This is a genomic window from Bacillus nitroreducens, assembly GCF_964021195.1.
This window is the reverse complement of record NZ_CAXHYI020000003.1, coordinates 2,376,453-2,402,442: the sequence shown is the minus strand read 5'-3', so window position 1 is coordinate 2,402,442 and position 25,990 is coordinate 2,376,453. Positions and strand designations below refer to the sequence as shown.

26 protein-coding genes, 1 pseudogene and 1 other annotated feature are annotated in these 25,990 nt (G+C 36.9%); of the genes and pseudogenes, 5 read left to right on the top strand and 22 right to left on the bottom strand.

Annotated features, from left to right (window positions below; translation table 11 throughout):
- The first annotated feature begins 53 nt into the window (after positions 1-53).
- The 5 genes from ACWPVE_RS15465 to sigK all read left to right on the top strand — a co-directional run bounded on the left by ACWPVE_RS15465 (position 54) and on the right by sigK (position 5,335).
- Positions 54-1,607: a spore germination protein gene (locus ACWPVE_RS15465; protein WP_453994820.1), complete on the top strand. Its 1,554-nt coding sequence runs from the start codon at positions 54-56 to the stop codon at positions 1,605-1,607.
- Positions 1,608-1,610: 3 nt separating this feature from the next.
- Positions 1,611-2,723: a GerAB/ArcD/ProY family transporter gene (locus tag ACWPVE_RS15460; protein ID WP_453994818.1), complete on the top strand. Its 1,113-nt coding sequence runs from the start codon at positions 1,611-1,613 to the stop codon at positions 2,721-2,723.
- Complete coding sequence (locus tag ACWPVE_RS15455) at positions 2,695-3,954, top strand: Ger(x)C family spore germination protein (protein WP_453994816.1); 1,260 nt, start codon at positions 2,695-2,697, stop codon at positions 3,952-3,954. The genes ACWPVE_RS15460 and ACWPVE_RS15455 overlap by 29 nt, the downstream gene beginning before the upstream one ends.
- A 4-nt stretch (positions 3,955-3,958) precedes the next feature.
- Complete coding sequence (locus tag ACWPVE_RS15450) at positions 3,959-4,117, top strand: hypothetical protein (protein ID WP_453994814.1); 159 nt, start codon at positions 3,959-3,961, stop codon at positions 4,115-4,117.
- A gap of 504 nt (positions 4,118-4,621) precedes the next feature.
- Entirely contained in the window at positions 4,622-5,335 is a 714-nt protein-coding gene (gene sigK / locus ACWPVE_RS15445; RefSeq protein WP_453994812.1) for an RNA polymerase sporulation sigma factor SigK, read from the top strand.
- A 656-nt stretch (positions 5,336-5,991) separates the two neighbouring features.
- Here the strand turns inward: sigK and ACWPVE_RS15440 are convergent.
- The 22 genes and pseudogenes from ACWPVE_RS15440 to ACWPVE_RS15335 all read right to left on the bottom strand — a co-directional run bounded on the left by ACWPVE_RS15440 (position 5,992) and on the right by ACWPVE_RS15335 (position 25,936).
- On the bottom strand, positions 5,992-6,132 hold the full coding sequence (locus tag ACWPVE_RS15440) for a YrzI family small protein (RefSeq protein WP_453994810.1): 141 nt from the start codon (positions 6,130-6,132) through the stop codon (positions 5,992-5,994).
- A gap of 370 nt (positions 6,133-6,502) precedes the next feature.
- Positions 6,503-6,730: a YrhC family protein gene (locus ACWPVE_RS15435; RefSeq protein WP_453994808.1), complete on the bottom strand. Its 228-nt coding sequence runs from the start codon at positions 6,728-6,730 to the stop codon at positions 6,503-6,505.
- 138 nt (positions 6,731-6,868) lie between these two features.
- Entirely contained in the window at positions 6,869-8,002 is a 1,134-nt protein-coding gene (locus ACWPVE_RS15430; protein WP_453994806.1) for a bifunctional cystathionine gamma-lyase/homocysteine desulfhydrase, read from the bottom strand.
- A 1-nt stretch (position 8,003) separates the two neighbouring features.
- A complete protein-coding gene (gene cysK / locus ACWPVE_RS15425) occupies positions 8,004-8,927 on the bottom strand; it encodes a cysteine synthase A (protein WP_453994804.1) in 924 nt (307 codons plus the stop codon).
- A 12-nt stretch (positions 8,928-8,939) separates the two neighbouring features.
- Positions 8,940-9,644 (bottom strand): 5'-methylthioadenosine/S-adenosylhomocysteine nucleosidase, encoded by a 705-nt coding sequence (gene mtnN / locus ACWPVE_RS15420; RefSeq protein ID WP_453994802.1) that lies wholly within the window; start codon positions 9,642-9,644, stop codon positions 8,940-8,942.
- 20 nt (positions 9,645-9,664) lie between these two features.
- Positions 9,665-10,309 (bottom strand): class I SAM-dependent methyltransferase, encoded by a 645-nt coding sequence (locus ACWPVE_RS15415; RefSeq protein ID WP_453994800.1) that lies wholly within the window; start codon positions 10,307-10,309, stop codon positions 9,665-9,667.
- Positions 10,310-10,633: 324 nt separating this feature from the next.
- Positions 10,634-11,374, bottom strand: coding sequence for a YrrS family protein (locus tag ACWPVE_RS15410; RefSeq protein WP_453994798.1), 741 nt, complete (start codon positions 11,372-11,374; stop codon positions 10,634-10,636).
- An 89-nt stretch (positions 11,375-11,463) separates the two neighbouring features.
- Positions 11,464-13,242 carry a peptidoglycan D,D-transpeptidase FtsI family protein gene (locus ACWPVE_RS15405; protein ID WP_453994796.1) on the bottom strand — a complete coding sequence of 593 codons (1,779 nt, stop codon included), beginning with the start codon at positions 13,240-13,242 and terminating at the stop codon, positions 11,464-11,466.
- Positions 13,243-13,394: 152 nt separating this feature from the next.
- Positions 13,395-13,871: a transcription elongation factor GreA gene (gene greA, locus ACWPVE_RS15400; protein ID WP_453997574.1), complete on the bottom strand. Its 477-nt coding sequence runs from the start codon at positions 13,869-13,871 to the stop codon at positions 13,395-13,397.
- Between the two features lie 425 nt (positions 13,872-14,296).
- Positions 14,297-14,932 (bottom strand): uridine kinase, encoded by a 636-nt coding sequence (gene udk / locus ACWPVE_RS15395; RefSeq protein ID WP_453994794.1) that lies wholly within the window; start codon positions 14,930-14,932, stop codon positions 14,297-14,299.
- Position 14,933: 1 nt separating this feature from the next.
- Entirely contained in the window at positions 14,934-16,184 is a 1,251-nt protein-coding gene (locus ACWPVE_RS15390) for a peptidase U32 family protein (RefSeq protein WP_453997572.1), read from the bottom strand.
- A 45-nt stretch (positions 16,185-16,229) separates the two neighbouring features.
- Complete coding sequence (locus ACWPVE_RS15385) at positions 16,230-17,159, bottom strand: peptidase U32 family protein (RefSeq protein WP_453994792.1); 930 nt, start codon at positions 17,157-17,159, stop codon at positions 16,230-16,232.
- Entirely contained in the window at positions 17,156-17,806 is a 651-nt protein-coding gene (locus ACWPVE_RS15380; RefSeq protein ID WP_453994790.1) for an O-methyltransferase, read from the bottom strand. Before ACWPVE_RS15380 ends, ACWPVE_RS15385 begins: the two co-directional genes overlap by 4 nt.
- Before the next feature lie 186 nt (positions 17,807-17,992).
- A pseudogene (gene mltG / locus ACWPVE_RS15375) lies at positions 17,993-19,125 on the bottom strand (endolytic transglycosylase MltG).
- A 369-nt stretch (positions 19,126-19,494) separates the two neighbouring features.
- The gene (locus tag ACWPVE_RS15370) at positions 19,495-19,782 is read right to left on the bottom strand and encodes a DUF1292 domain-containing protein (protein WP_453994788.1); all 288 of its coding nucleotides are present in this window, start codon (positions 19,780-19,782) and stop codon (positions 19,495-19,497) included.
- Between the two features lie 15 nt (positions 19,783-19,797).
- Entirely contained in the window at positions 19,798-20,214 is a 417-nt protein-coding gene (gene ruvX / locus ACWPVE_RS15365) for a Holliday junction resolvase RuvX (RefSeq protein WP_453994786.1), read from the bottom strand.
- Between the two features lie 5 nt (positions 20,215-20,219).
- Positions 20,220-20,486 (bottom strand): IreB family regulatory phosphoprotein, encoded by a 267-nt coding sequence (locus ACWPVE_RS15360; RefSeq protein ID WP_453994784.1) that lies wholly within the window; start codon positions 20,484-20,486, stop codon positions 20,220-20,222.
- A 145-nt stretch (positions 20,487-20,631) separates the two neighbouring features.
- The gene (alaS, locus tag ACWPVE_RS15355; RefSeq protein ID WP_453994781.1) at positions 20,632-23,265 is read right to left on the bottom strand and encodes an alanine--tRNA ligase; all 2,634 of its coding nucleotides are present in this window, start codon (positions 23,263-23,265) and stop codon (positions 20,632-20,634) included.
- A 53-nt stretch (positions 23,266-23,318) separates the two neighbouring features.
- Positions 23,319-23,625: a binding site (T-box leader), on the bottom strand.
- 94 nt (positions 23,626-23,719) lie between these two features.
- Entirely contained in the window at positions 23,720-24,793 is a 1,074-nt protein-coding gene (locus tag ACWPVE_RS15350; protein WP_453994779.1) for an AI-2E family transporter, read from the bottom strand.
- Between the two features lie 290 nt (positions 24,794-25,083).
- The gene (locus ACWPVE_RS15345) at positions 25,084-25,215 is read right to left on the bottom strand and encodes a YrzQ family protein (RefSeq protein WP_453994777.1); all 132 of its coding nucleotides are present in this window, start codon (positions 25,213-25,215) and stop codon (positions 25,084-25,086) included.
- 26 nt (positions 25,216-25,241) lie between these two features.
- Complete coding sequence (locus ACWPVE_RS15340; protein WP_453994775.1) at positions 25,242-25,430, bottom strand: hypothetical protein; 189 nt, start codon at positions 25,428-25,430, stop codon at positions 25,242-25,244.
- A gap of 26 nt (positions 25,431-25,456) precedes the next feature.
- Positions 25,457-25,936 carry a PRC-barrel domain-containing protein gene (locus tag ACWPVE_RS15335; RefSeq protein WP_453994773.1) on the bottom strand — a complete coding sequence of 160 codons (480 nt, stop codon included), beginning with the start codon at positions 25,934-25,936 and terminating at the stop codon, positions 25,457-25,459.
- Positions 25,937-25,990 lie beyond the last annotated feature (54 nt).

Here is a 25,990-nt window from a genome sequence, read left to right as displayed (position 1 = left end):
ATGATTTTCCATCTTCGGTGGCAAACTTAGGAAAAAGACGGGAGTTGAGTGCGTTGAAAAAAATTCCCATTCAGAATTATTTTGATAAATTCAAAAATCCGAAACTCGCCCCTGCACAATATCCTGAGGAATCAGCCTCTGAAGATATTCAATTAAAAAAACAAGAGATCGATCCAGATATTCAAATAAACATCTCAAACTTTGAAAAAATATATACACTACCAGAAAATAGCGATGTGAAAATCCACGAATTTACGATTGGCGGAATAAATAAAAAAGCAGCTATCTTATTTATTTCAACGATTACTTCAATCGACATAGTGAATGAGCATATCCTTGAACCATTGCTACAAAATGATGATTCTTCAAAGCAAGTTCAGGATCTTATCGAGGTCCAATCCTTTTCAAAGCTTCAACAAATAAACGACATAGTGAATGGGATAAATCAAGGAAATACTGTTTTATTCGTAGATGGTGAACTAAATGCTTATGTGATCGGAACATCTAACTTCCAAAGTAGATCTGTAGAAAAGGCAGAAAGTGAAGTTGTGCTCAAAGGCCCAAAAGAGTCATTTAACGAAAAAGTTGATACCAATATTTCATTAATTCGGAAAAAAATCAGAAGCGAAAATTTAATCGTTGAACACACAACGATTTCAAAACGTTCACATAATGAGTTGTTTTTGCTTTATGTCAAGGACCTTGCAAATGAAAAAATGATTAAAAATATTAAAGAAAGAGTTGCTGCTCTAGACGTGGATGCGATTCAAAATCTCTCTTTACTAGAGCAATACATTGAAGAAAGACCGAAATCTATTTTTCCAAGTATCTTATACACTGAGAGGCCAGACCGCGCTACTTCGTTTTTAGAGGATGGGTATATCGCCTTATTAATGAATAACTCGCCAGCAGCTTTAATACTTCCAGCAACCTTTTGGTCCTTTATTCATAACCCTGAAGATCATTATTTACGTTTTATTTATGGGAACTTTATACGTATCCTTCGAGTATTTTCGTTATTTATTACAATTTTTGCATCTGCTATCTATGTATCCTTGTTGAATTATCATGCAGAAATGGTTCCAACCGATCTTTTATTAGCGATAGCCTCAACACGAGAAAAAGTTCCATTTCCTTCTCTCATAGAAGTTCTAATGATGGAAATCGCCTTTGAATTAATAAGAGAGGCTGGGCTTCGAGTTCCTAATCCAATTGGTCCCACAATAGGCATTGTTGGCGCCCTAATTTTAGGTCAAGCAGCTGTGCAGGCTAATATTGTCAGTCCTATTGTTGTGATTGTTGTCGCATTAAGTGGATTATGTTCATTCACGCTTAGTGATGTTAGCATGAATTTTGCGATTCGAATTATTCGATTCGGCTTTATCATTTCAGCAGGATTTTTCGGGATTTTCGGGATGGCGGCCTTATTTACATTAGGCATGTTTTATCTGAATTCCATTAAATCATTTGGGGTTCCTTACATATCACCAATGTCACCAAAATATCTTTCTTCTGGAGATACAATCATTCGAAAAATGCTCAAAAACGAAAGACTACGCCCTGGTTACTTAAAACCAAAGGACGTAATAAAAAAGGCAGATGAATAAAATATGGAGCATTCAAGAGGGAAAATTGGAATAAGAGAATATGTTGCGATTGTCGTTTTAGTAGTTGGTTCAAAGCTATCAGATGACACACCCTCCATTTTTGTTGGCTACCTTGATAGCGCATTTTGGATGGCACCCATATTAATAGGGATCTTATCAATCATTCCCATTTATTTTACGTTAACAGTCATTACATCATACAAAAATAAAAATTTACACGATATGATTATCCATTTATTTGGAAAATATTTCGGGACCTTGTTATCGATTGTACTTATTCTAGTACTCACCACCGCACTTATTACTGATTCTGCCCTATATGTTGACATTATCGGTACGATGTATTTTTCTCAAACACCTATCCTGTTCATTTATTTGCTCATGATGATCATTTGTGCATATGGTGCAAAAAAAGGGATTGAACAAATTGGAACTGTTTCATGGTTAGTTTTTTTTTATATCCAATTTACACTGATTTTAGCAATCATTTTAGCATTTAACGAAAGTAGCCCAGCATACATTTTTCCAATTTTAGGTCCAGGTTATTGGGAAGTGATTAAAACAAGTACAAGCCATGTATCCATGTTTGGCGATTTTTTTTATTTTGGGTTAATAGCTCCTTATATCACATCCGAAAAGGCCTTTAAAAAAGGAACATGGATTGCATTTGTGGCTGTAATTTTTTATATCACTTTTTCATTTTTAGCCTATTTATTTGTATTTGATTATGAAGGATTAAAAATGATTGATTATCCTTATCAAGAATTAATACGATTAATAAGATTAGGTTTTCTAACAAATATCGAAACCTTTTTCTTTCCATTTTGGCTCATTGCTTCATTTATTCGCTTTTCAGTGTATTTGTATTTAATTGTAGTCTTTATAGGAGGCGTCTGTAATATTAAACAATTTGAATACTTAGCACCCATTCTGGCGTCCATTGTTGTCATATTCGGAATGGCTCCAGAAGCACCGAGTTTTACAATCTTTTCTATGAGAGAAGCTTTATTGGGTTTGGCCAGTCCTCTGTTTTTCTTTATTCCGAGTATAATGTGGATCATTGCAAAACTAAAAGGGGATTTAACATATGATAATAAAACGAGCAAAGACAACTAGATATTCTCTTCTATTTATTATGATATGTATGTTGGTTGGATGTTCCGATTTACAGGAGATTGACCAGCGTGCCTATGTTCTAGGGATTGGATTGGATAAAGCGGAGGAAAAAGGTACTTTTAAAATAACGTATTTAATATCAAACCCAGAAGCTGGTTCAACACAACAAGGTGGGGGTGGTGATGAACCCACTCACGAGATTATTACATTTAATGCATCAAGTTTTATTGAATCTCAAAATATTGCAAATGCGGTAATCTCAAAAGCCATTACATATGATATTTTAGACTTTTTTGTCATTTCAGAGGAACTTGCAAAGGAAGAAAAATTTATCCGCTTGATTTATGATGCCGCGAAGGACCGTGAAGTTAGACGTGATACGAGGCTAATCGTTACAAAGGAAAAAGCGTATACGTTTATGGAAAAAAACAAACCAAGACTAGAAACTAGGAGACATGAATATTTTGAAACATTATTTACTAATGCAACTGAAATTGGACTTATCCCAAATTCTGAACTTCAATACATGTTCAAAATAACTGAAGCAGATGCTGAGCTCTATATTTCTGCCCTTGCAACAACGGACAAGGACGAACATACATCGGAACGAAACGCGGATCATGAATTAATTGCTGGAAATATGAAGGTGTCTGGAAATACAAATCCGGCTCAATTTCTCGGTTCTGCCGTTTTTAAAGAAGGACAAATGGTCGGAACACTATCTGTACAAGAGACCCGATTAACCAGAATGTTACACAAATTGATGGACAAACCAAGTTTTTTGGCCTCCTTACCTGATCCGTTTATGGATGATTTTTGGATTACTGCACGATTCACCCAACTATCCGATCCAGATGTGACCGTTGATGTAACTAAACAAGCACCTAAAATCAAGGTCAAACTTCCAATCCAAGTGGACATCTTAACGGATCATAGTATGACTAATTATGCAAAGGACGAACAAAAAAGGAGTGAACTAAAAGAATATGTTAGTGAAAGAATTGAAAATAAAATAAATGATCTATTAAAACGCTCGCAAACGGAATTTAAAGGAGACCTATTTGGGTTCTCTTTAGTAGCAAGAAGACATTTCTTAACGATTCCACAATGGGAGGACTATAATTGGATGAATAAGTATCCTGAAGCTGATATTAAGGTTAACGTTGATGTCACGTTTGGTGAATTTGGACGCCAATCAGTAATACCAAGATATGATGAGATAAGGGATTAGAAAAATGAGTGGATTCATTTATTTACTGATGTTGATCATGTTAATTTATACAATCGGTTTTTCCATCTCTCTTTGGAAGGATAAAAACAAATTAGGTTCCGTCGTTATATTTGGATTTGCTTTAGTTATAGCTGTCGCCCCTTTTTTCACATTACTAAAATAATGCGACAGCTTTTGTTGACAAAAAACATCAATTACACCCTCCCAATGTGATTGACTTAAAAAGGAATACCAAACTTTGAACTAGGATAATCATGGCGTAGAATCAAATACGCCTTAGCGTATTTGCGCCCAATTTTTTTAGGCCCACACGAGGTGGGTCACAAAGACGTTGCCACAGGACGTGGCGTTCTTAGTCTTTGATCTTTACTCAAAACGTTTTCCCCGAAAAATTTTTGCATCCGCCAGAGGTTTTAACTTTATTAAGCCAGTGTTTAGACCACCAATGAGTTGGTTAGTCTTATCGCATTCATGCCCACATATTAAAGTATAGGACTTTTGCTGAATAAAATTAATGGTCTTTTTAACTAACCTTAGCTTTTTTCAATAGGACAGACACATGCAAGCATCTCTCCTCATAACATTAAGTAATAGGCAAAAGCCTAGATAAAGTAGTGTATAGCGTAACGCTATGTACATACACTGCGATTATTGTGGAGGTGAGCGAATGTCTGGACTGTTAGTAGCATTAGGTTATTTTGTAAAAGAATTATTATTTTTAGTATCCTATGTGAAAAATAATGCTTTTCCTCAACCGTTATCATCTTCAGATGAGAAAAAATACTTACAGTTGTTGTCCGAAGGAGACGAAAACGCTCGGAATGTGTTAATTGAACATAATTTACGGTTGGTCGCTCATATTGTAAAAAAATTTGAAAACACTGGTGAGGATACGGAAGATCTTATTTCAATTGGCACAATCGGCTTAATAAAAGCGATTGAGAGCTATTCACAAGGTAAGGGTACGAAACTAGCTACGTATGCCGCTCGGTGTATCGAGAATGAAATTCTCATGCACTTGCGAGCGCTCAAAAAGACAAAAAAAGACGTTTCCCTTCATGACCCAATTGGCCAAGATAAGGAAGGCAATGAAATTAGTCTTATTGATGTACTGAAGTCCGAAACAGAAGATGTGATTGAAACGATTCAATTAAACATGGAACTTGAAAAGATTAAAGAATATATTGATGTCCTTGACGAGCGAGAAAAGGAAGTCATCGTAGGCAGATTTGGCCTCGATTTAAAAAAGGAAAAAACACAGCGTGAAATCGCTAAGGAACTAGGAATCTCAAGAAGCTATGTATCGCGAATTGAAAAACGGGCGTTAATGAAAATGTTCCATGAATTTTATCGGGCGGAAAAAGAAAAAAGAAAAACATAACAAAAGGTGGATTGCCGTTTTTGCAATCCACCCTATTTTTGTTTATAATTCTACACTTACCTCTGTTCCAATTATAATCGCAATAACAGACGCAACGACAATCCCCAAAACGATTGCTAGCATATGCATCAACCTCCATATGAGTTATACATTTTTTAAGGTGTACTCCTTACTTTTACTTTATCACTTACAAACCGTGTAAACGTTATCCACTTTTGAACATTGTGTTACCGAAAATTGACAATAATATGGCAGTAATCCCAATAAAAAAGAGAGTACCACATATGATACTCTCTACATTACCCCGCTTTAATTGTCAGTAAGACCTCTGCTCAAAACATTAAGAGATACAAGGGCAGTAAAGACTCAGGCATATGCTAAACCAGAATGCCAGATCCCATAGGGCAATGTCCTTATAACTACCTTACCACCCACCAGCAAGGGCAAAGAAAATTCAAACTGATGGGAGTTTCCTTTGTTATTTAGCTTTCTTTGTAAACATAATTGTAAAAATAAGCACGTGAACAGTTAGCATAGATAACTCCTCCTATATTTTTATGCGTTAGGTGGAATCCTTCTCCACAGATAACCAAGCTACAATCGGACAACTTCTCATTAACATATTCATATCCCCTTTCTTTCCTATTTTTCTATTCTTAGAATAAGCGCATCATGGAATATTGGCGATCCTTCATTTCTTCCATGTGTTTATTAATCCGTTCCTCACGTACATATTCTTCGAGAGACTTTTGACGTTTCGAAATCGAGATCGTTAAAAAAAATAAATTAATGGTCATTATTTACTCACCTCCTTTAAGGTGGAATTTCATTTTAACAGGAAAAAAAGACACAAAAATGCCACAGGCATACTACTAGTCCTGTGGCATTTAAAAAAAGGCATACTAAAGCCACAGGCATACTATTCCACCTGTGGCATAATTAACGTAACGTATCTTTACAATTAAAAATTAATCACCAGTTTGGTCGAATAGACTGTTCGATATGAAGTTTGAAGTTTTAACATAATTCCGTTTACTTTAATCATGATATTCGACCTCCTTTTTCGATTAATTTTCCTTATGTGGTAATTATAACCAAATTCGATATGTATGTAAACACTTTTTTTGCAAAAAAAAGTCCTTCACCATAATTTAGGTGAAGGAACAATTATTCTTCCATTTGTTTTTTATATTTGATCACTGCCATAAAAAATATAAATGACAAGCTTAATAGAACGAGAGTTGATCCCATCATAACATGAAGTTGAAACGGAGAACGTCCCTCGGGAATGATAACACCAATATATATATATGCACTTAACACAAGCAGGATATATCCAAAGTTTTTGTAATCTTTCACTTTACTACGCAGGTTTTTCATTTCTTTGTCTTCCATCAACTATCACACCTACCAATATAGTAAACTACAATTCTTATCATAACATATCTTTATATTGGGGTAAGAATGTAAATTTTAGCAGTTTACTTACATCAAAAGACCTCTAACCTTTTAAGGCTAGAGGTCTTGATATTCTTATTTTAGACCTTGCTCAAGGTCTTCGATTAAGTCTTCTACGTCTTCCAATCCTACTGAAATACGAACGAGGCCATCTCCAATACCTAGTTCTTCACGACGGTCTTTCGGAATAGAAGCATGCGTCATTTTTGCAGGAACAGAAATTAAACTTTCAACTGCACCTAAGCTTTCTGCTAGAGTGAAGTATTTAACTTTGCTCAGTAGCTTATCCGCATTTTCAGCACTGCCAACATCAAAAGACACCATTCCACCAAAACCTCTTGCTTGAGACTTTGCAATGGCGTGATTTGGATGTGTCTCAATCCCAGGATAGAATACCTTTTTTACAGCTGGATTGTTTTGAAGGAATTCCACAATCTTTCGTGTATTCTCTTCATGTTCCTCCATCCGAATCCCTAGTGTACGAATTCCTCGAATTAACAGCCATGAATCTTGAGGTCCAAGTACTCCACCAGTAGAATTTTGAACAAAGTGCAAATCCTCTCCCAGCTTTGCAGAATTCACCACAACAAGACCAGCTACCACATCACTATGTCCGCCAAGATACTTGGTCGCACTATGGAGAACGATATCAGCACCAAGAGCAATTGGATTTTGCCAATACGGCGTGTTAAAGGTATTATCAACGATTGTTAATAGATTATGTTTTTTCGCGATGTCTGCTGCACCTTTAATATCTGTAATTTTTAGTAAAGGATTAGTTGGTGATTCAATGAAAATCGCTCTTGTGTTTTCACGAATTTCACCTTCAATATTGTCTAAGTTACTTGTATCGATAAAGGTTGAATCGATCCCTAAACGTTTAAGTACTTTTGTCATAACACGATAAGTACCACCATATACGTCATCCGTTAGAAGCACATGGTCACCACTGTTAAATAGCATCATGACTGCAGTGATTGCTGCCATTCCTGAACCGAATGCAAATCCTCTTTCTCCGCCTTCTATATCTTTAATTAATTCCTCAAGAGCGTGTCTAGTTGGATTTCCAGTACGGGAATATTCATATCCCTTAAAATTTCCGATTCCTTCTTGTTTATAGGTGCTCACTTGATAAATCGGGGTATTAACAGCACCCGTTTGTGGATCCTCACCAACTCCACCATGGATAAGCAATGTTTTTCGCTTCATTCTATATCCCACCCTCATAAATTTTTTTACTTAAGTAACGTTCACTACTATCTGGAAAAATCACAAGTATATGTGAACCTGGCTTAGCATTTTGAGCCTCAGTAAGTGCTGCATGAAGAGCAGCCCCTGAAGAACTTCCAACTAGAAGTCCTTCCTTCTGTGCAACTTCTTTCACCCGATGGAATGCATCCTCATCAGAAACCGTATGGATCGAATCAAAATAAGATGTATCCATATAACCTGGAAGGAATTCCATTCCTATTCCCTCCGTCTTATGTGGGCCTGATTCGCCTCCGTTTAGGATAGAACCCTCTGGCTCCACAATAACAGTCTTTATAGAACGGTTCATTTCTTTTAAGTAGGTTGCAGTTCCCATAAATGTTCCGCCTGTACCTGCACCTGCTACAAAAATATCAATTTGTCCGTCAAGTTGCTTCCAAATTTCTGGTCCAAGCGTTTTATAATAAGTCTTAGGGTTAGCTGGATTTGCAAATTGCTGTGGACAATAAGAATTTGGGATCTCGTTAAGTAGTTCTTTTGCCTTCTCAATCGCACCAGTCATCCCTGCTTCTGTTGGTGTGTTAATAATCGTTGCGCCCAACGCCTTCATTAATTCTTGTTTTTCTATTGAAAACTTTTCTGGAACGCACAAAATCACATTGATATTACGGTTTAATGCTGCAAGTGCTAATCCAATCCCCGTATTACCTGCAGTAGGTTCAATAATCGTTCCACCTTCAGTTAATTGTCCTGTATTTAACGCTTCTTGAAGAAGTTCGATTCCTAAGCGATCTTTTATACTTCCACCTGGATTATAAAATTCGAGTTTTGCAAAAAGACGAACATCATTTTGCAACGGAAAGTTTGTCAATTCCACAATTGGAGTATTTCCGATTAACTCATGAACATTTTGAAAAACTTGCATATAAATCCTCCGTTACATGGATGTATTGATTTGTTCTACCATTTTTTCTACGACGTTTGATGAATTTTTAGCTGCCGTTTCTAAGAATTGATCAAATGAGATATTAGATTCTTTTCCTGCAATATCTGACAAAGCACGAATGACCACAAAAGGTGCTCCAAATTGATGACAAACTTGGGCCACCGCAGCAGCTTCCATTTCAACGGCATATAAGTCACCAAACTTTTGACTTACAAATGAAACCCGCTCAGGATCATTCATGAAGGAATCACCTGTTGCAATCAAACCTGTTGCAACCTGTATATCTGTGATTCCCTCAGCACTTTTTTGAGCTAATTCAACCAGCCTTGCATCTGCTTTAAATGCTGCTGGTAGTCCTGGCACTTGCCCATATTCATAGTTAAATGCAGTAACATCGACATCATGATGCCTTACTTCTGAAGAGATGACGATATCACCTACATTAAGGGTAGTTAAATAACCACCTGCAGAACCAGTATTTACTACAAAATCAGGTTTAAATTGTGTAAATAAAATGGTTGTTGATATGGCAGCATTTACTTTACCAATTCCTGATTTTAATAAAATGACATCGTACCCATTTAATGTACCTGTATAGAATACACTTCCAGCTACTGTGGTTTCCTGTCTATTCTCAATTTTATCTCGTAAAATCGCTACTTCTTCATCCATTGCTCCAATAATTGCTACTTTCATAAATACAAATCACCTTTCATTTACTGTTTCGTTGCTTCCATCACCCATACAAAGTGATTAAACCGTGTAAACTCCACTGTAAATCCGTTTTGTTTTGCAATTCCTTGCAACACTGGAATTGTTGTGTAATATTCCGTTTCCAAGTCTTTCGCTAGGTTTAAGAAGCCCTTTTCTTTAGCGGACTCAATCGTCATGTTATATTCTTGTTTATTTTCGAACATTGTATCCGCAAACACTATTTTACCACCTTTTTCAAGAATATTGCTATATTCGATAAATGCTTGATTTTTCTCAGTATCATTTAGGTGGTGAAAGGCATACGTACTTACAATTGTATCAATCTGTTCTTCAGGTTTTTTAAATACAATAAAATCACCATCATCTATTTTTAGAGAGTAGCCCTTTAGTTTCTCAATTGCAATCTCACGCATCGGTTTTGATGGTTCAACCCCGTATACTGTTTTATTTTCGTTTAGGAGTTTTTGAGTGAGATTACCTGTACCCACTCCAAATTCCAAGACAACGTGGCCAGATTTCTGTACAACATCATTTAAGATATCATCATATCGTGAAAATACTTCTTTATATTCAACATCATGGCCAGTAACTGTTGAATCATAAGTTTCTGCCCAACCTTCAAATACCTCTAAAAATTCTCGCCCCATTTTTCTCACTCTCCGCAAAATAATATTATTCCTATAGATATACTATGATTTTAAAAATGAACTGCTCTAAATTTAACATATTAATCTATGATTTTCAATTATCACTCATTAAATAGGTAAAAAAAAACGCAGGCATCACCTGCGTTTTTCATTCAAATATGCTTTGGCACTCTATCCTGAAATTTGGCCACATGTCTTGTTAAAAATTATCATACAGATGGAGTGCTCTAAAACGTATATCATAGATTGTTAACAAGTTTTCTGGCATTCGTCTAAACGCGTAATCTCAAACTCAGGTGAGGGTTACCCCTATCAAAATGTCAGTTAATCATCGTCATCGCTGTCATCATCATCGTCTGGTTCCGATGTATTCGTAGCCTTTTTGTACGTTTCACTGTCATTTTCTTTTAATTCTTCAATCTTGGTTGGCTTCCATCCTTCATTAGGTACCCAGTCTAAATAGACTTTAAGCACTTGTTTCGTTGTTTTAGATGAGACTGTTGCAGTAATTGAATTTCCACCGTTTCTTCCAAGCCACCAAACAACCATATCAGCCCTGTCAAACCCTGTGGCATAGCTGACTGCTTTTTCCATTTCATTACGGTCAACTGAACCAGAATCAAAGCTAGTGGTATGTGGTTCTGCTTGTTCAGTACCGATTGGTTTCCAGTTAGGATTGACAATTGTATTCACTATATTTGAATTAGGGTCACCTTCAGTTACAATAGTAGAATCATCTGATTCTGGAGCTGTTTGCTCGTCCTTGTTTTCCTCATTTGGTTCTTCCAATTCTTTATTGTTTTCTTCATTTTCAGGCGTTTCTTCCGTTTTGTCCTCGGTATCTCCAGAAGCTGAATTGCCTTTATTATTATCTGGTTGTTCAGTTTGATTTGAAGACACAGTATCCTCCACATTTTTGTCACCAAAAATGAGTTTCCCACCAAAGAAGACAATCAGAACAATAACAAGGACAATTAACATATTTAAAACTCGATTTACTTTTTTTCGTTTCGCCCTTCTCTCAGATCGAGGCCCTGCATAAAGTTTATCTAGATCATTCCCCATGTTTATAGTACCTCCTATCATCAACCATCACAAACGGTAGTCTATTTTTCTATTCTAGCATGTGAGTCTGAAAGGTTGAAGACATTTCTTTATCCATCATTCGAATTGGTACCTTTTCCCTGTTCTGCGTCATATATTCCTTGAACGATATCATAAAAGACAGTGTTTGCTACTGACTTTGCGCCAGGTTGCTCTAAATCAACGACAACAAGCGCATATTTAGGAGCTTCAAATGGAAAATAACCCGCAAACCATTTATTCACAAGGACAGTGTCACCCTTCTTTTTTCCTGTTTGGGCAGTCCCAGATTTTCCAGCCACTTTGTAAGGTAGCTGTGCAAATCTTTGTCCCGTCCCAGAAGTAACTACAGCCCTTAACAATTCCTGAAGTCTACTTGCCGTATATGGGGCAATCTTTGGACCTTCCATATTCTGCTTAGTAAATGAAAATAATGTTGTGCCATTTTTATATAAAACATCACTCACTGCTCGAACTTCTTTCTTTGTACCTCCTCGAGCAATTGTAGCCATCATATTTGCAATTCCCAACGGGGTTACTCTAACATCTTTTTGTCCGATAGCCGTCTGTGCAACGGCCTTTGCCACATGTTTATCACGTTCATCTGACCAAATCTGACCATTGTATTCATTTGGAAACTGCTTAAAGTCTTGAAATCGAAAAACATCCCCGTTCCAACCAACTGGTCCAAGTAAACCGAGCATTTCAGAATACTTTTCAATCACCTCGTGGTCATTCTGGATTAACTCTTGAGCAATTGTAGCAAATGTATAATTACAGCTTTGAGCAAAGCTTTGATGAAAGTTTAACATGCCATGCTGATATTCTGCTGGACCTTCTCCATACAAATCTAAGTCACAATTAAACATTCGTTCATTTGAGATTTGTTGGTTTTCAATTGCTGCAGCAGCAATTACAGCCTTGAACACTGATCCAGGAAATTGTGGCATAATCATTTGGTTTTCGGCAGTACCATCTCTGAATGGGTTTGATGTATTAATATCTGGTTTACTAACCATTGCAAGTAAATCACCCGACTCTATGTCAAGCAGAACTATTCCACCTTTTTTTAGTTCATGCTTATCAACGATCTCCTCTGCTAATACTTGAAGTTCTTTATCTAGAGTAGTTTGAATGGCAACAGGATAATATGGGTTTGCTGGAGCTGTGTATTTCACATCTATACCGAATAAGGGACCACCATCCCCCGCTACATGGTATAAAAGTTTAGCCTCTCCTTCTGGTAATAGAAATTCATCAAAAGTTGATTGTAAACCTGTGATTCCTAGTTTTGTATTTTTGGGTAAATAGTTTTTATCTGGGTAACGCTCTTGGAACAACTCACTGTTTTCCCGGATTAATCCGATTAAATGTTCTGCAATAACACTATCAAGCTCATATTGTCGGTGAATGGCGAATACTCCAGGGATTTGCAGATTGTTAATTTTGTTCATTTGCGTTTCGGTTAATTCTATGGGTTTTTCATCGCCGAAGATAACTGGCTTTTTAGCATCTGCAATCTCACGTTTCAATTCTGTTGCTGAAACATTTACGATTTTCGCTACATCTTCTGCAGGCCATTCTATATTTTTTAAAAAAGGAAATAACACAAGTGTGGGATAATATTCATGAGTGAGTGCCTTTTTATTGCGGTCTATAAATCGCCCCCGTCCTTGGTCAATGACGAGTTCTTGCGTACGCTGCGAAACACTTGCTTCAATTAAGTTTATATCACGTTTTGTAAATGATTCAGTACTTATCAATTGAAGCTGAATCAATCTCCCAATTAATCCTGCCAATAGGATAAGCACAATCATTATTAATATATATGCACGTTTTTTTAGTACCATAGAAAACACCTCGTCTACAGTTTGGACGAGGTGTAAGTGTTTTTATACTTATAATTGGTTGTCAAAAAAGCGGTGATTACGCACACGTGGCATGAACTGCGACTAAGTGTCGAAGTGATTCTTTTCATCCACTTTTTTGAACACTAACTTATTTAGTCGATTTTCGTAATCTCAACAAGCATTTCTCCACCTGGAGTCTGTACAGTTACTTTGTCTCCAACATGTTTTCCAAGTAAACTTTTCGCAATTGGAGAATCATTTGAGATTTTACCTTCAAATGGGTCTGCTTCCGCACTACCTACAATTGTATATGTTTCTTCTTCGCCGTCTGGAAGCTCAATGAAAGTTACTGTTTTTCCAAGCGTAACTTTCCCTTCACTATCGGCATCTTCTTCAATGATTTTAGCATTTCGAATCATATTTTCAATTGTTGTAATACGTCCTTCAACAAATGCCTGTTCATCTTTTGCAGAATCGTACTCGGAGTTCTCTGATAGATCCCCAAAACTTCTTGCAATTTTAATGCGCTCTACAACTTCTTTACGCTTAACTGTTTTTAAATATTCTAATTCTTCTTCTAATTTTTTCTTTCCTTCTAATGTCATCGGAAATACTTTCTCTACCATAATTCCCTTCACTCCTCAATCGTCGTTACAATCCCCCTGTGATTGCTGTTAAATCAAATGTGCCTTGGCATATTTGCACCCGATTTTTTGGCCCACACGACGTGGGTCACAAAGACGTTGCTCGCGTGTCGTAGCGATTTTAGTCTTTATCCTAAGCTTGAAATGTTATAACTAAAAAATCGTCGCATCCGCCAGAGGCTTTACCTTTATTCAGCTGGGGTTTTGATCCCCACCCAAGTTGGTTCGTCTTATTGCATTCTTACCCCACTTATAGAAGTAGGAGGTCTTTTGCTGAATAAAGGTAAATAGTATGTAGTACGAAATGGTTTTCATTATTGTAATAGTAAGGAAAGGAATGATAGGTAACTTCTACCATTCCTTTCCTTTATGTTTAGTACTATCATAACACCTTTATCTCTGTTATGTTATTACAAAATGACATTTTGTTCAAGAATTGTTTGGATTTTAGTTACCATTAAATCGATAGCAACGTGATTTTGTCCACCTTCAGGAATAATAATATCTGCATATCGTTTTGTCGGTTCAATGAATTGATTATGCATTGGACGAACTACCGTTTCATATTGCTCAATTACAGACTCGAGTGTACGACCACGGTCTTTAATATCACGTAACATTCTTCTAATTATTCGAATGTCAGCATCAGTATCCACGAATAGTTTAATATCCATTAGGTTGCGTAATCGTTCATCCTCTAATACGAGAATACCTTCTAAAATGATAACATCTTTAGGTTCAACATGAATCACTTCGGAGGACCTTGTATGAAATTTATAGTCATAAACTGGTTTACTTATACCTTTGTATTCAAGAAGTTTTTTTATATGTTCAATCAGCAGGTCATTATCAAATGCCAAAGGATGGTCGTAATTTGTATTTAATCTTTCTTCAAACGGCATATGGCTTTGATCTTTATAATAAGAATCCTGCTCAATCATCATAATCGAATGGCCTCTGAAATGCTCGTATATTGCTTTCGATACACTAGTCTTCCCAGATCCCGAGCCTCCAGCAATGCCAATGACGATTGGCTTTCTGTTCATCTTACTTCCCCTTTCGCATCATGTTGTTCGGATATACAGGCTTATCCACCTTAAATGAAACAATTTGTAGCGGATGTCTAGCAGCATCCATTTCATTACCATTTTCATCCCAAATGGTCTCGATTTTTTGGGTAAAGTTTTCAATCTCAGGACCAAAGAATTCGACTTGATCTCCTTTTTTAAAGAAGTTACGCTGTTGCAACGTTACAACTCCAGTTTCCTCCTCATAGTCTAACACTAGACCTGCAAAATCATAAGTTGTTTTTTTACTATGCGTTCCAAACATTTGTTCGTTAACGCCAGGAACCCCTTCAAAAAAGGCAGGAGCAGTATCACGATTTGCACATTTATCGAGTTCTTCTAGCCATTCTTTATTGATAACAAAATTGTCAGGATCTGCACAATAAGCATCGATTACTTTTCGATACACACTTACAACTGTTGCAATATAATGGATTGATTTCATCCGTCCTTCGACTTTCAAACTGTCAATCCCTAACTCAATCATACGTGGAATGGACTCAATAAGCTTTAAGTCTTTTGGACTCATAGCAAATGGTGAGTCATCTTCACTAAATAGAGCTACCTCGTTTTCATTAGCATCTAGTTTAAATAAATCATAATCCCATCTGCACGATTGACAGCAGCCACCACGGTTGGAGTCTCGTGCTGTCATATGATTACTAAGGGTACAACGACCAGAATAAGCAATACACATTGCACCATGTACAAAGGTTTCTATTTCAATATCCACTTTTTCCTTCATTTCTTGAATTTCTTCAGCACTCGTTTCACGTGCTAGTACAACACGTTCTAGTCCTTCTTCCTTCCAGAATTGAACAGCCTTCCAGTTCGAAAGTGATTGCTGTGTACTTAAGTGAACTTCCATTTTTGGCGCGACACGTTTACATGTTTCAATGATAAGTGGGTCAGCCACAATAATCCCAGATACACCCGCATTCTCTAGTCCCATTAGGTATTCATCTAAACCGTCAATATTTTCGTTATGTGCGAAGATGTTTGTGGTGACATAGATTTTAGCACCATATTTATTTGCAAACTCTACACCCTCTGCGATTTCTTCTAGAGTAAAATTATCAGCATTTGAACGCAGCCCATATTCTTGACCACCGATAAAGACAGCATCTGCACCGTAATGAACAGCAATTTTTAATTTTTCCAAATTCCCTGCAGGTGCAAGTAGTTCTGGTTTTTTCACAATCACACGCTTACCGTCAACAATTTTTGACATAGGTTCTCTGATTGCTGTTGACATGCATTTTCCTCCTTTTTGCTATTAATAGACCGTTTCTTTAAAGTAGAAGCCTGTGTCTAAAGGTCGATTGATTGGTTGTAACTCTTCTAGTTGTTCTAAAAGATCATCTTTGATATCTTCGTATTCATCCCGATTTTCCACACATAAATCTATCGCTTTTCGATAGATTTTTGTCACTTCAATTAAATATTCCGTAGATTTTAAAACACCTTCGATTTTAAAGCTGTCGATACCTGCATCTATCATTTCTTCCAATTCATCCACAATACAGACATCATTTGGGCTCATGATATGCGTTCCATTTTCATCTTCAAAAATCGGATACTTATTTCCACGTTCTTTATCAAATAAGAACATATCTTTCTCTTTTTTACGGTTCTCGATTTCCATCACATTGCCTTGATATTCGAAATAGTTACCAATTAAAGAACGTTTGGATTGGAACATGCACATCATTCCATGTACTTGAACTTCAATTTCTACTTCAGCATTCTCTTTGATTTCGACAATTGCATCCATATTTAGCTCACGTGCAAGTACTGCACGTTTTGCACCTTTTCTTCCCCAATAATTACACGTATACCAGTTGGTCGCTGTTGTTTCAGTGTTCCAGTGTAGCTTCATTTCTGGGGCTACTTCACGGGCAGTCATTAATACTGCTGGGTCACCGAAGATAATCGCATCTACATTACTATCACGTAGAAATTCAATATAATCTCCTAGCTCAGGAACTTTATCATTATGGAATAAGGCATTCATGGATACATAGATTTTCGCATCTCGTGCATGAGCAATTTCAACCGCTTTTACAATATCCTCTCGGCTAAATTCACCTGCAAGTCGCAAACCGTATCTCTGTTCACCTATAATAAAAGCTGTTGCTCCAGCATTAATCAATGGTTCAATATCTTCAACACATGTAGGAGTTACCAGAAGTTCTGGTTTTTTCATTCCTTAACACCTCTTCTTTTACTTAATGCCACACCATCTCCAACAGGTAAGATGGTCGTATGATATTCTGGGTGCGCGAGGAGCCATTCATTGTACGATTTTATTTTTGTTACTAGACTTCGGATTCTTTTACTCTCGATTTCCTCCTCAGTAACAAGCCCTTTAAATAGTACATTATCTGTCACTATTAAACCATCCCCAGATAGACATTTTTCATAGATGTCAAAAAAATGTCGATATTGTCCTTTTGCAGCATCAATAAAAATACAGTCAAATTCACCATGACTCTTTACTTCATCAGCAACTTCGAGTGCATCACCAAAAATTACTTTGATTTGTGAGCTTGTCCCCGTTCGTTCAATGTTCTCTAAGGCTTTTTCATATCTTTCTTGATCGCGCTCTAGGGTTACAATCTTTGTACCTGGAAGTGCATTTGCCATTCGGATCGCAGAATATCCAATTGCAGTTCCAATTTCAAGGATTTGCTTTGGCTCAGATATTCGTAATATTTGAAGCATTGTTTCAATGCCAATAAGCTCCATAATCGGAACATTATTTTCTTTGGCATATTGTTCAATTTCTTCAACGTTGTCATCTCTTTTTGGTATTAAGGCTTCTAAATAATTGGTTAATTTACTTGATAACAAGAAAAAAACCTCCATTTCAGTATGGTGGTATAGTTTAAAAATATAGACATTCGATTTTGGAAAACATGAAAGTGTGGATTATCCCTTGAAGGGACAATTCCTCCAAAAAGTTTCACTTTATTTTACCATAAAGAAAAAGGGAACGCTAATAGGTAATAATTAGGTTCCCTTTATTCATTTAATTGATTATTGATTTGTGATATGTTGAGCTTTTTTTACATTATGTTCATCCAATGTTTTTGAGAAAAGCACTTCCCCTGTAGGTGTTGCTAAAAAGTATAAATAATCCGTTTCATCTGGATTTAATGCAGCTTCTAATGAAGACTCTCCCGCATTCGCTATTGGACCAGGTGTTAAGCCCTTCACTTGATATGTGTTATATGGTGAATTCACTTCTAGGTGCTCATAAAGAACACGGTCTTTATGTTCACCTAATGCATATAGAACCGTTGGGTCTGTTTGAAGCGGCATTCCCTCGTCTAGTCGATTATAAAACACACTTGATATTTGTTCACGGTCCGTTTGTGCGGTAGCCTCTTCTTCTATTAATGATGCCATTGTCAATAGTTTATGAGTAGAATCTAGATACTGATTTCCTTCCAATTCTCCTACATACTTCGCTAATACCTTATCCGTTTGCTCTAACATTGTTTCAACTATTGATTCAATGGAAGGCTTTTCTTCGTAAAAAGGATAAGTTGCAGGGAATAAATATCCCTCTAGCGGATGTTTGATATCCTTATCCAAAATTTCCTCTGTTAAGATATTAGGATATCTCTTTATTAAATCCCGAACATATGAAGGATCATCTAACTTATTCATGACTTCTTCTTTTGTATATCCAGTTTGTTCTGCAATAATCTTTGCAATCTCCTGAAGCTGTTTTCCCTCGGGAATAACAAGTTTAAAAGCAGGATCTCCCATTAAGATTCCAGATTTGAGACTCGCAATGATTTCATCAAAAGTCATTGCTTGATGTAATTTATATTCACCAGCTTTAAAACCAGATTCATTTCTAAACTTTGTGTAATAACGAAACACCTTTGCATTTTTGATAATATCATGTTCCTCTAAGATTTTTGCGATAGCTGTAGGTGAGGATCCAATTGGTATAGTTACTTCAATTGGTTCCTTATTCGTTGGATCGACTGGCTCAAGCGCAGATTTAATATATAAATAGCCTCCACCGATTATTCCAGATGTACTAATATAATGACTATTGATATGATAAAAACAATTTTTCGGATCGTTTTGGCTTCATTATGCCGTTCTATTAAATTCTTTTTATATTGATTTTTTTTCGATTCATTGTCTGCCATATATCGAAAATCCTCCCCTCACTCGAATTATTATACTACATTTTTTTATCTAATTCGTCAATTTCAGGAAGAATTAACTAGAATATTGTAGTTTTTCAAAATAATTTGGCCGTTAATGTGTTATTTAAAGAAATGTTGGACAAATAAAAAAACAGCTCAAGGCTGTATCTGACTGTTAACAAACGCTCGCATACTTCGTTGCTAACCTCACTCGTCCGCTCATGAAGGCAACTTTTATTTGCTTCTTCAATCGGCTGCGCGCCTTGACAGTCTGGGAAAGTGAATCTTACTAGTGTTTCCTATAAAAATGAGTGTAGACAAAGTCGAGTTTGACTTTGTCTACACTATGAAACAGCTCAGGACTGTTTATTATTCTTCTCCCTCTTCATCAAGGAATGTATTTAACATTTCTTCAACAAGGTCCCACTCTTCTTCTGTTTCAATTGGTTTTAGTTCACCATCTTCACCGTTCTCAGAAGGACTGAAGCTAGATGCGTGAATTTCAATATCTTCTTCATCCTCATTATCATCACTTACTGGATAATAAAGGACATACGATTTTCCAAATTCTTCTGACTCAAATGTAAATAATACTTCACAAAGAATTTCATTACCTTGTTCATCTACAACTGTTATTTGCTTTTCACCATGTTCCATGCAAATCCACCTCTTTTAATTTTTACTGTCAAGATATCCTTGAAGAATCATAACTGCAGCCATCTTGTCGATTACCTGCTTTCGCTTTTTTCGACTTACATCAGCCGACAAAAGGACCCGTTCGGCTGCCACCGTTGAGAGGCGCTCGTCCCATAAAACAACGGGCAACCCGAATCGCTTCTTGACTAAATCAGCAAAATGTTGACTAGCCTCGCCTCGAGGGCCAATCGTACCATTCATATTTTTAGGTAAACCTATAACGACAGATTCTACCTCGTATTGCTTGATGATTTCACCAAGACGCTCCAAGCCAAACTGCTGTCTTTCCTCATTAATCTTGATCGTCTCAATGCCTTGAGCAGTCCAGCCCATTTCATCACTAACGGCAACACCGACTGTTTTCGAGCCGACGTCTAAACCGAGAATCCTCATTCAATTTACCCCTCACGATGAAACTTTAAATAAGATTTTACTAACTCCTCAATTATTTCATCTCGTTCAAGTTTTCGGATTATATTCCTTGCATCATTATGACGCGGGATATATGCAGGATCTCCTGATAATAGGTACCCTACAATCTGGTTGATTGGATTATATCCTTTTTCTTGAAGAGCGTCATAGACATTAAATAATACTTCATTCACATTTGTTTCAACTGGTTCCTCTGGAAAGTTGAATTTCATAGTTTTATCAAATGAGCTCAAGTTTTGCACCTCACTCTTTAGGTTCTGGTGTTTGAATCCGTACATGTAAATCTTACCATTCATTGTACACTAATCACAACTAAATAGAAACAAGAAGTGACAATTTGTATCATTCCTTGACTAGAATGACACAAATTCACCCTTTTTAGACGTTTTTCACCCATTCTTCTACAAATTGTAATGCAGATTCGAGTTGGTCTGGATTTTTCCCACCCGCTTGTGCCATATCTGGTCGGCCACCACCACCACCACCGCAGCGAGTTGCCACTTCCTTGATAAGCTTTCCAGCGTGGAAACCTTTTTCAATTAAATCTTTTGTTACACCTGCTGTGAGGTTTACCTTACCTTCGTTCACAGAACCTAGAACAATTACTGCTGATCCAAGTTTTTGCTTCAAATCATCCACCATTGTACGCAGGTTATTCATATCTTGGGCATTTACCTTACTATATAAAACAGTCGTACCATTTATTTCTTTTGCTTTATCAACAAGGCTACCAGCTTCTATATTTCCAAGTTTTGCTGACAATGATTCATTTTCACGATGTAATTGACGAATTTCTTGTTGCATCGCTTCAATACGGCTAGGAACTTCTGTTGGCTTTGTTTTTAACATATTTGCCACTTCTTGAAGCATTTTCACTTGATCATTGATAACGTGGTATGCTGCTTCACCAGTGACTGCTTCAATACGGCGTGTACCCGCTCCAATCCCAGACTCGGAAACAATCTTGAATAATCCAATTGTCGATGTGTTCGGTACATGACACCCACCGCAAAGCTCTAGGCTATAGTCACCAACTTGGACAACACGGACAATTTCACCATATTTTTCACCGAATAAGGCCATTGCTCCCATCGCTTTCGCTTCGGAAAGAGATTTATAATCGATTTGGACAGGTATACTACTCCAGATTTTTTCATTTACAATCGATTCAATCTGTTCAAGTTCCTCTGGCTTAATTTGACCAAAATGTGAAAAGTCAAAACGTAATCGATTTGATGTTACGAGAGATCCTGCTTGGTTTACGTGTTCCCCTAGTACATCTTTTAAAGCTTGGTGTAAAAGATGGGTAGCTGTATGGTTTTTAATAACACCACTACGATTTTCTTGATCTACTCTCGCATGTAGCTTGTCCCCTGTAGCTATGCTTCCTTTTTCTACTAAAATCCGATGTAAATTTTGACCATTTGGTGCTTTTTGAACATCTATTACAATTACTTTTGTAGTTGAATTTTCGAGTGTACCTTCATCGGCAATTTGTCCACCACTCTCAGCATAGAAAGGTGTAGCATCTAGTACAAGTTGGATTTCTTCTCCTTCACTCGCTTTTTCAACGATTTCTCCGTCTTTTATGATTGTTAAAACCGTTGAATGCACCTCTAACTCATCATAACCAACAAATTTACTCTCAACCTTTATTTCACCTAATACACTACTTTGAACCTGCATCGAATCAACATCTTGGCGAGCAGATCTTGCTCTTTCACGCTGATTTTCCATTTCACGCTCAAAGCCATCGTGATCGACTTTCATCCCTTCTTCTTCTGCGTATTCCTCAGTAAGTTCAATAGGGAATCCATACGTATCATACAAACGGAAGACATCTTCACCAGAAATTGTGTCACTACCTTTTGCTTTCTCTTTTTTAATTACAGTTGATAGTATCGCTAGACCATCATGTAACGTTTCGTGGAAGCGTTCTTCCTCAGTCTTCACTACTTTTTGAATAAACTCTGTTTTATCCTTTACTTCTGGGTAAAAATCAACCATGATCTCGCCTACTACAGGAACTAGCTCATACATAAACGGGCGATTGATTGAAATTTGTTTTGCGTAACGTACAGCACGTCTTAATAATCTTCGAAGGACATAACCTCTCCCCTCATTTGACGGTAATGCTCCATCTCCAACTGCAAATGTAACTGTACGAATATGATCAGCGATTACCTTAAATGCAACATCCTTTTCTATTTCTTGCCCATATTTTTCACCAGAAATTTTTTCTGTTGCTTGTATGATTGGCATGAAAAGGTCTGTGTCAAAGTTTGTAGGTACATTCTGAATCACAGAACACATTCTTTCAAGACCCATTCCTGTATCAATATTCTTTTTAGGTAGTGGAGTATAAGACCCATCAGGATTATGGTTAAATTGTGAGAACACGAGGTTCCAAATTTCTAAATAACGCTCATTTTCCCCGCCTGGATATAGTTCAGGGTCTTCTGGGTCGTTTCCAAACTCTTCACCTCGGTCATAGAAAATTTCTGTATTTGGACCACTTGGACCTTCACCAATATCCCAGAAGTTTCCTTCAAGTCGTATGATGCGTTCTTCAGGAATTCCAATCTTGTCCTTCCAAATTTCAAATGCTTCATCATCTTCAGGATGAATCGTCACTGATAGTTTTTCTGGTTCAAATCCAATCCAGTCTTTACTTGTTAAGAATTCCCATGCCCACACAATTGCTTCTTCTTTGAAATAATCACCAATTGAGAAATTCCCGAGCATTTCAAAGAAAGTATGGTGGCGAGCTGTTTTTCCAACATTCTCAATATCATTTGTCCGAATGGACTTTTGAGCATTACAAATTCTTGGGTTTTGTGGAATAACCCGGCCATCGAAGTATTTTTTTAAGGTAGCCACACCACTATTGATCCATAGTAAGGATGGATCCTCATGGGGTACCAATGAAGCACTTGGTTCAATCGCATGCCCCTTTGATTCAAAGAAATCTAAAAACATTTGTCGCACTTGAGCTGATGTTAACTGTTTCATATCATAACCTCCACCTTCATTTTAGACATAAAAAAATACTCTAATCCCTAAAAAACAGGGACGAGAGTATGCTCGCGGTACCACCCTGATTATGAACGACTATCTAATCCTTATCTGATTTATGCCACAGATTTAAATCTGTGGCATTCACCAGGGGATTTTTAACATGAGTGAATCGTCTTTAATCGAATCACAAAGTGTCGTTCATCACCTTCGTATATTGATAACGGTATTCACCGGTAGGTTTTCCTACACTCAGGAGTAGCGTTCTGTTACCCTTCATCTGGAATTTCTCTCAGCCATGAAAATTCCTCTCTGATAGATGGTACTGCAACATACTGATTCCTTCATAGTTTTCATCTTTTATGTATTTATTTGTTTCTTTATGTATTTTCTTATTTCTTGTCAATTATATTCAAGCCAAAAAATTTTGTCAATGTTGGGTTTTAACATGTTATTTTTCACTTCGAACAACTGTAAAATGTTGTTTTGCATGAACGATAAATACTTTTAAAATAGCGACAACTGGTACAGCCGTAATAAGACCAACAATACCACCTATTTCCCCACCGACTAAGAGTGCAGCTATAATCACAATTGGATGCAATCTCAAGCTTTTTCCCACAATAATCGGTGACAATAAGTTACCTTCAATAAACTGAAGACCAAAAACAACTACAACCACGATAATCAGCATTTTCATGGAAATCGTTGCTGCAATGATGGCTGCAGGTATAGCACCAATAATCGGTCCAAAATACGGGATAATGTTTGTAACCCCGACAATGCTTCCAAACAATAATGGATACTTCATGCCTGAAATCAAAAATGCAAGGGATGCGGTTGTTCCAACAAGCAAACATACAATAAGCTGACCTCTTATATAGTTCCCCAATGATACATCCACATCTCTGAAAAATAACTGACCTGACTTTCTTAGTTTTCGTGGAGTGATGTACCAGAGTGCCTTCATCATTTGGTCATGATCCTTTAACATATAAAATACAATAAATGGTATAATAGCAATCAGAAAGATTGAGTTAAAAACTCTCTTAAAAGATTCAAGAGTCCTCGAAAGCAAATAGTCTATATACCCTTCTACCGAATATAGTAATTCATCAAGTTGACCGTGAATAAAAGGAGGAAGCTTGGAGGTTCCTGTTTCAATCTCTTTCAGCCAGACTCGGTACGTTTTACTGAATTCTGGGAAGCTTTCGGCAAGATCCTTGAGTTGTGCTAGGATTGCTGGTATACCTTTGTAAAGCCCATAACCTAACCCACCAAAAAAAAGCAGATAAATGAGAAGGATCGCAATAGTTCTTGGTACTCCCCGATTACTTATTTTTTCAATTAATGGGTGAAGTAGATATGTAATAAAAACAGAAATAACAAAAGGTATTAAAAACGTTTTTACAATAGATAAGATCGGGAACCAAATGGGGGACAATTTTAAAAACACAAAAATTGTCAAGAAGGCTAATAATAAAAATGATAACCTGTAAATCCATTTAACCCTACTTTCACTCATCATGTTCACTCCCCTCACTAGTAGTTTTTGGAATCTTAGTAGTTTTATACGGGAAGAGTGTTTGACTATCGTTACAAAGCTAAGTTGTATTTCGATTACTTCGTTTGCAATATACCGTTCATTGTATAGGCTCTTTTCTAAAATTTTGTTCATTAACTTCGATTTACAAAAACTAAAGGCTTAAAGAGCAACAATCGATGCGAAAACAGCCTTGTTTTAAAAACGTGGGATACCGCAAGCTAGTTTTGTAATCCAAAAATTAAAAAACCCCACAACCGTGGGGTTTTACATTAAAACATTTTCGTTATACGTTTACGCATCTTTTTCATGTTACGGGCCGACATTACGTTTTTTCTTTGCATAATGCCATATGCGGCAGCACCTAGACCTATAGTGATTAGAGAAGTCATTGCTCGATTCATAACCTCTTCACTCCTTGTGTTTAGGATTACATACTGATCCTTCTATCGTCTTCAGCGAACAGATCATCTAACGAACTGAGTGTGCCATCTTCCTCTACCTGATGTGTAAATATTTGTCCTTTGTTTACAGTTAGTTCAATAAAACATCCCCAGCAATAATATTGGTTCACACCAATTTTGCCGATATCTTTGCTCTTACAATTTGGGCACTTCACAGGGTACACCTCACATCATGGAATTCCTAATTTAGAGATACGACGATTGCCTTTTCACCAATTTTTAAAGGTTTCTTGGTTTTAATAACCTTTTTTCCTTCTGTTATATCGGCAAAAAAGCCATCCGTTACTTCATACCCTATAATCGTGCCCACTTCCTCTGTAAAATATACATCTTCCAATAAGCCTAATTTTTGCCCTTCAGATGACAAAAGAGGTTTTCGGAATAATCCATGATGATTGTGAAGAAAATAAGTTGGTGTATCGGCTTCATTATCAAGTCGCTCTATCAGCGATTTGTTCGAAACCATGATACCATCGTCTCCAATTGAGGAGATACTTTGGATCGGGACTACTCGATCTCGTTCAAATAGTCCTTTTCCTTTCATTATCAAGGCATTAACCTTCCCATCTGATGTGATGCAGAGATCGGAAACTCGACCAAGTTCCTCTGCAGTATTTTCATCAATGACAGGTAAATCCTTGAGTAGTGAGAATGTCCGCAAAGATAATCGCCACCTTTCCGAACATTACTTATCATGTACTTTTGGCTGCCCAGT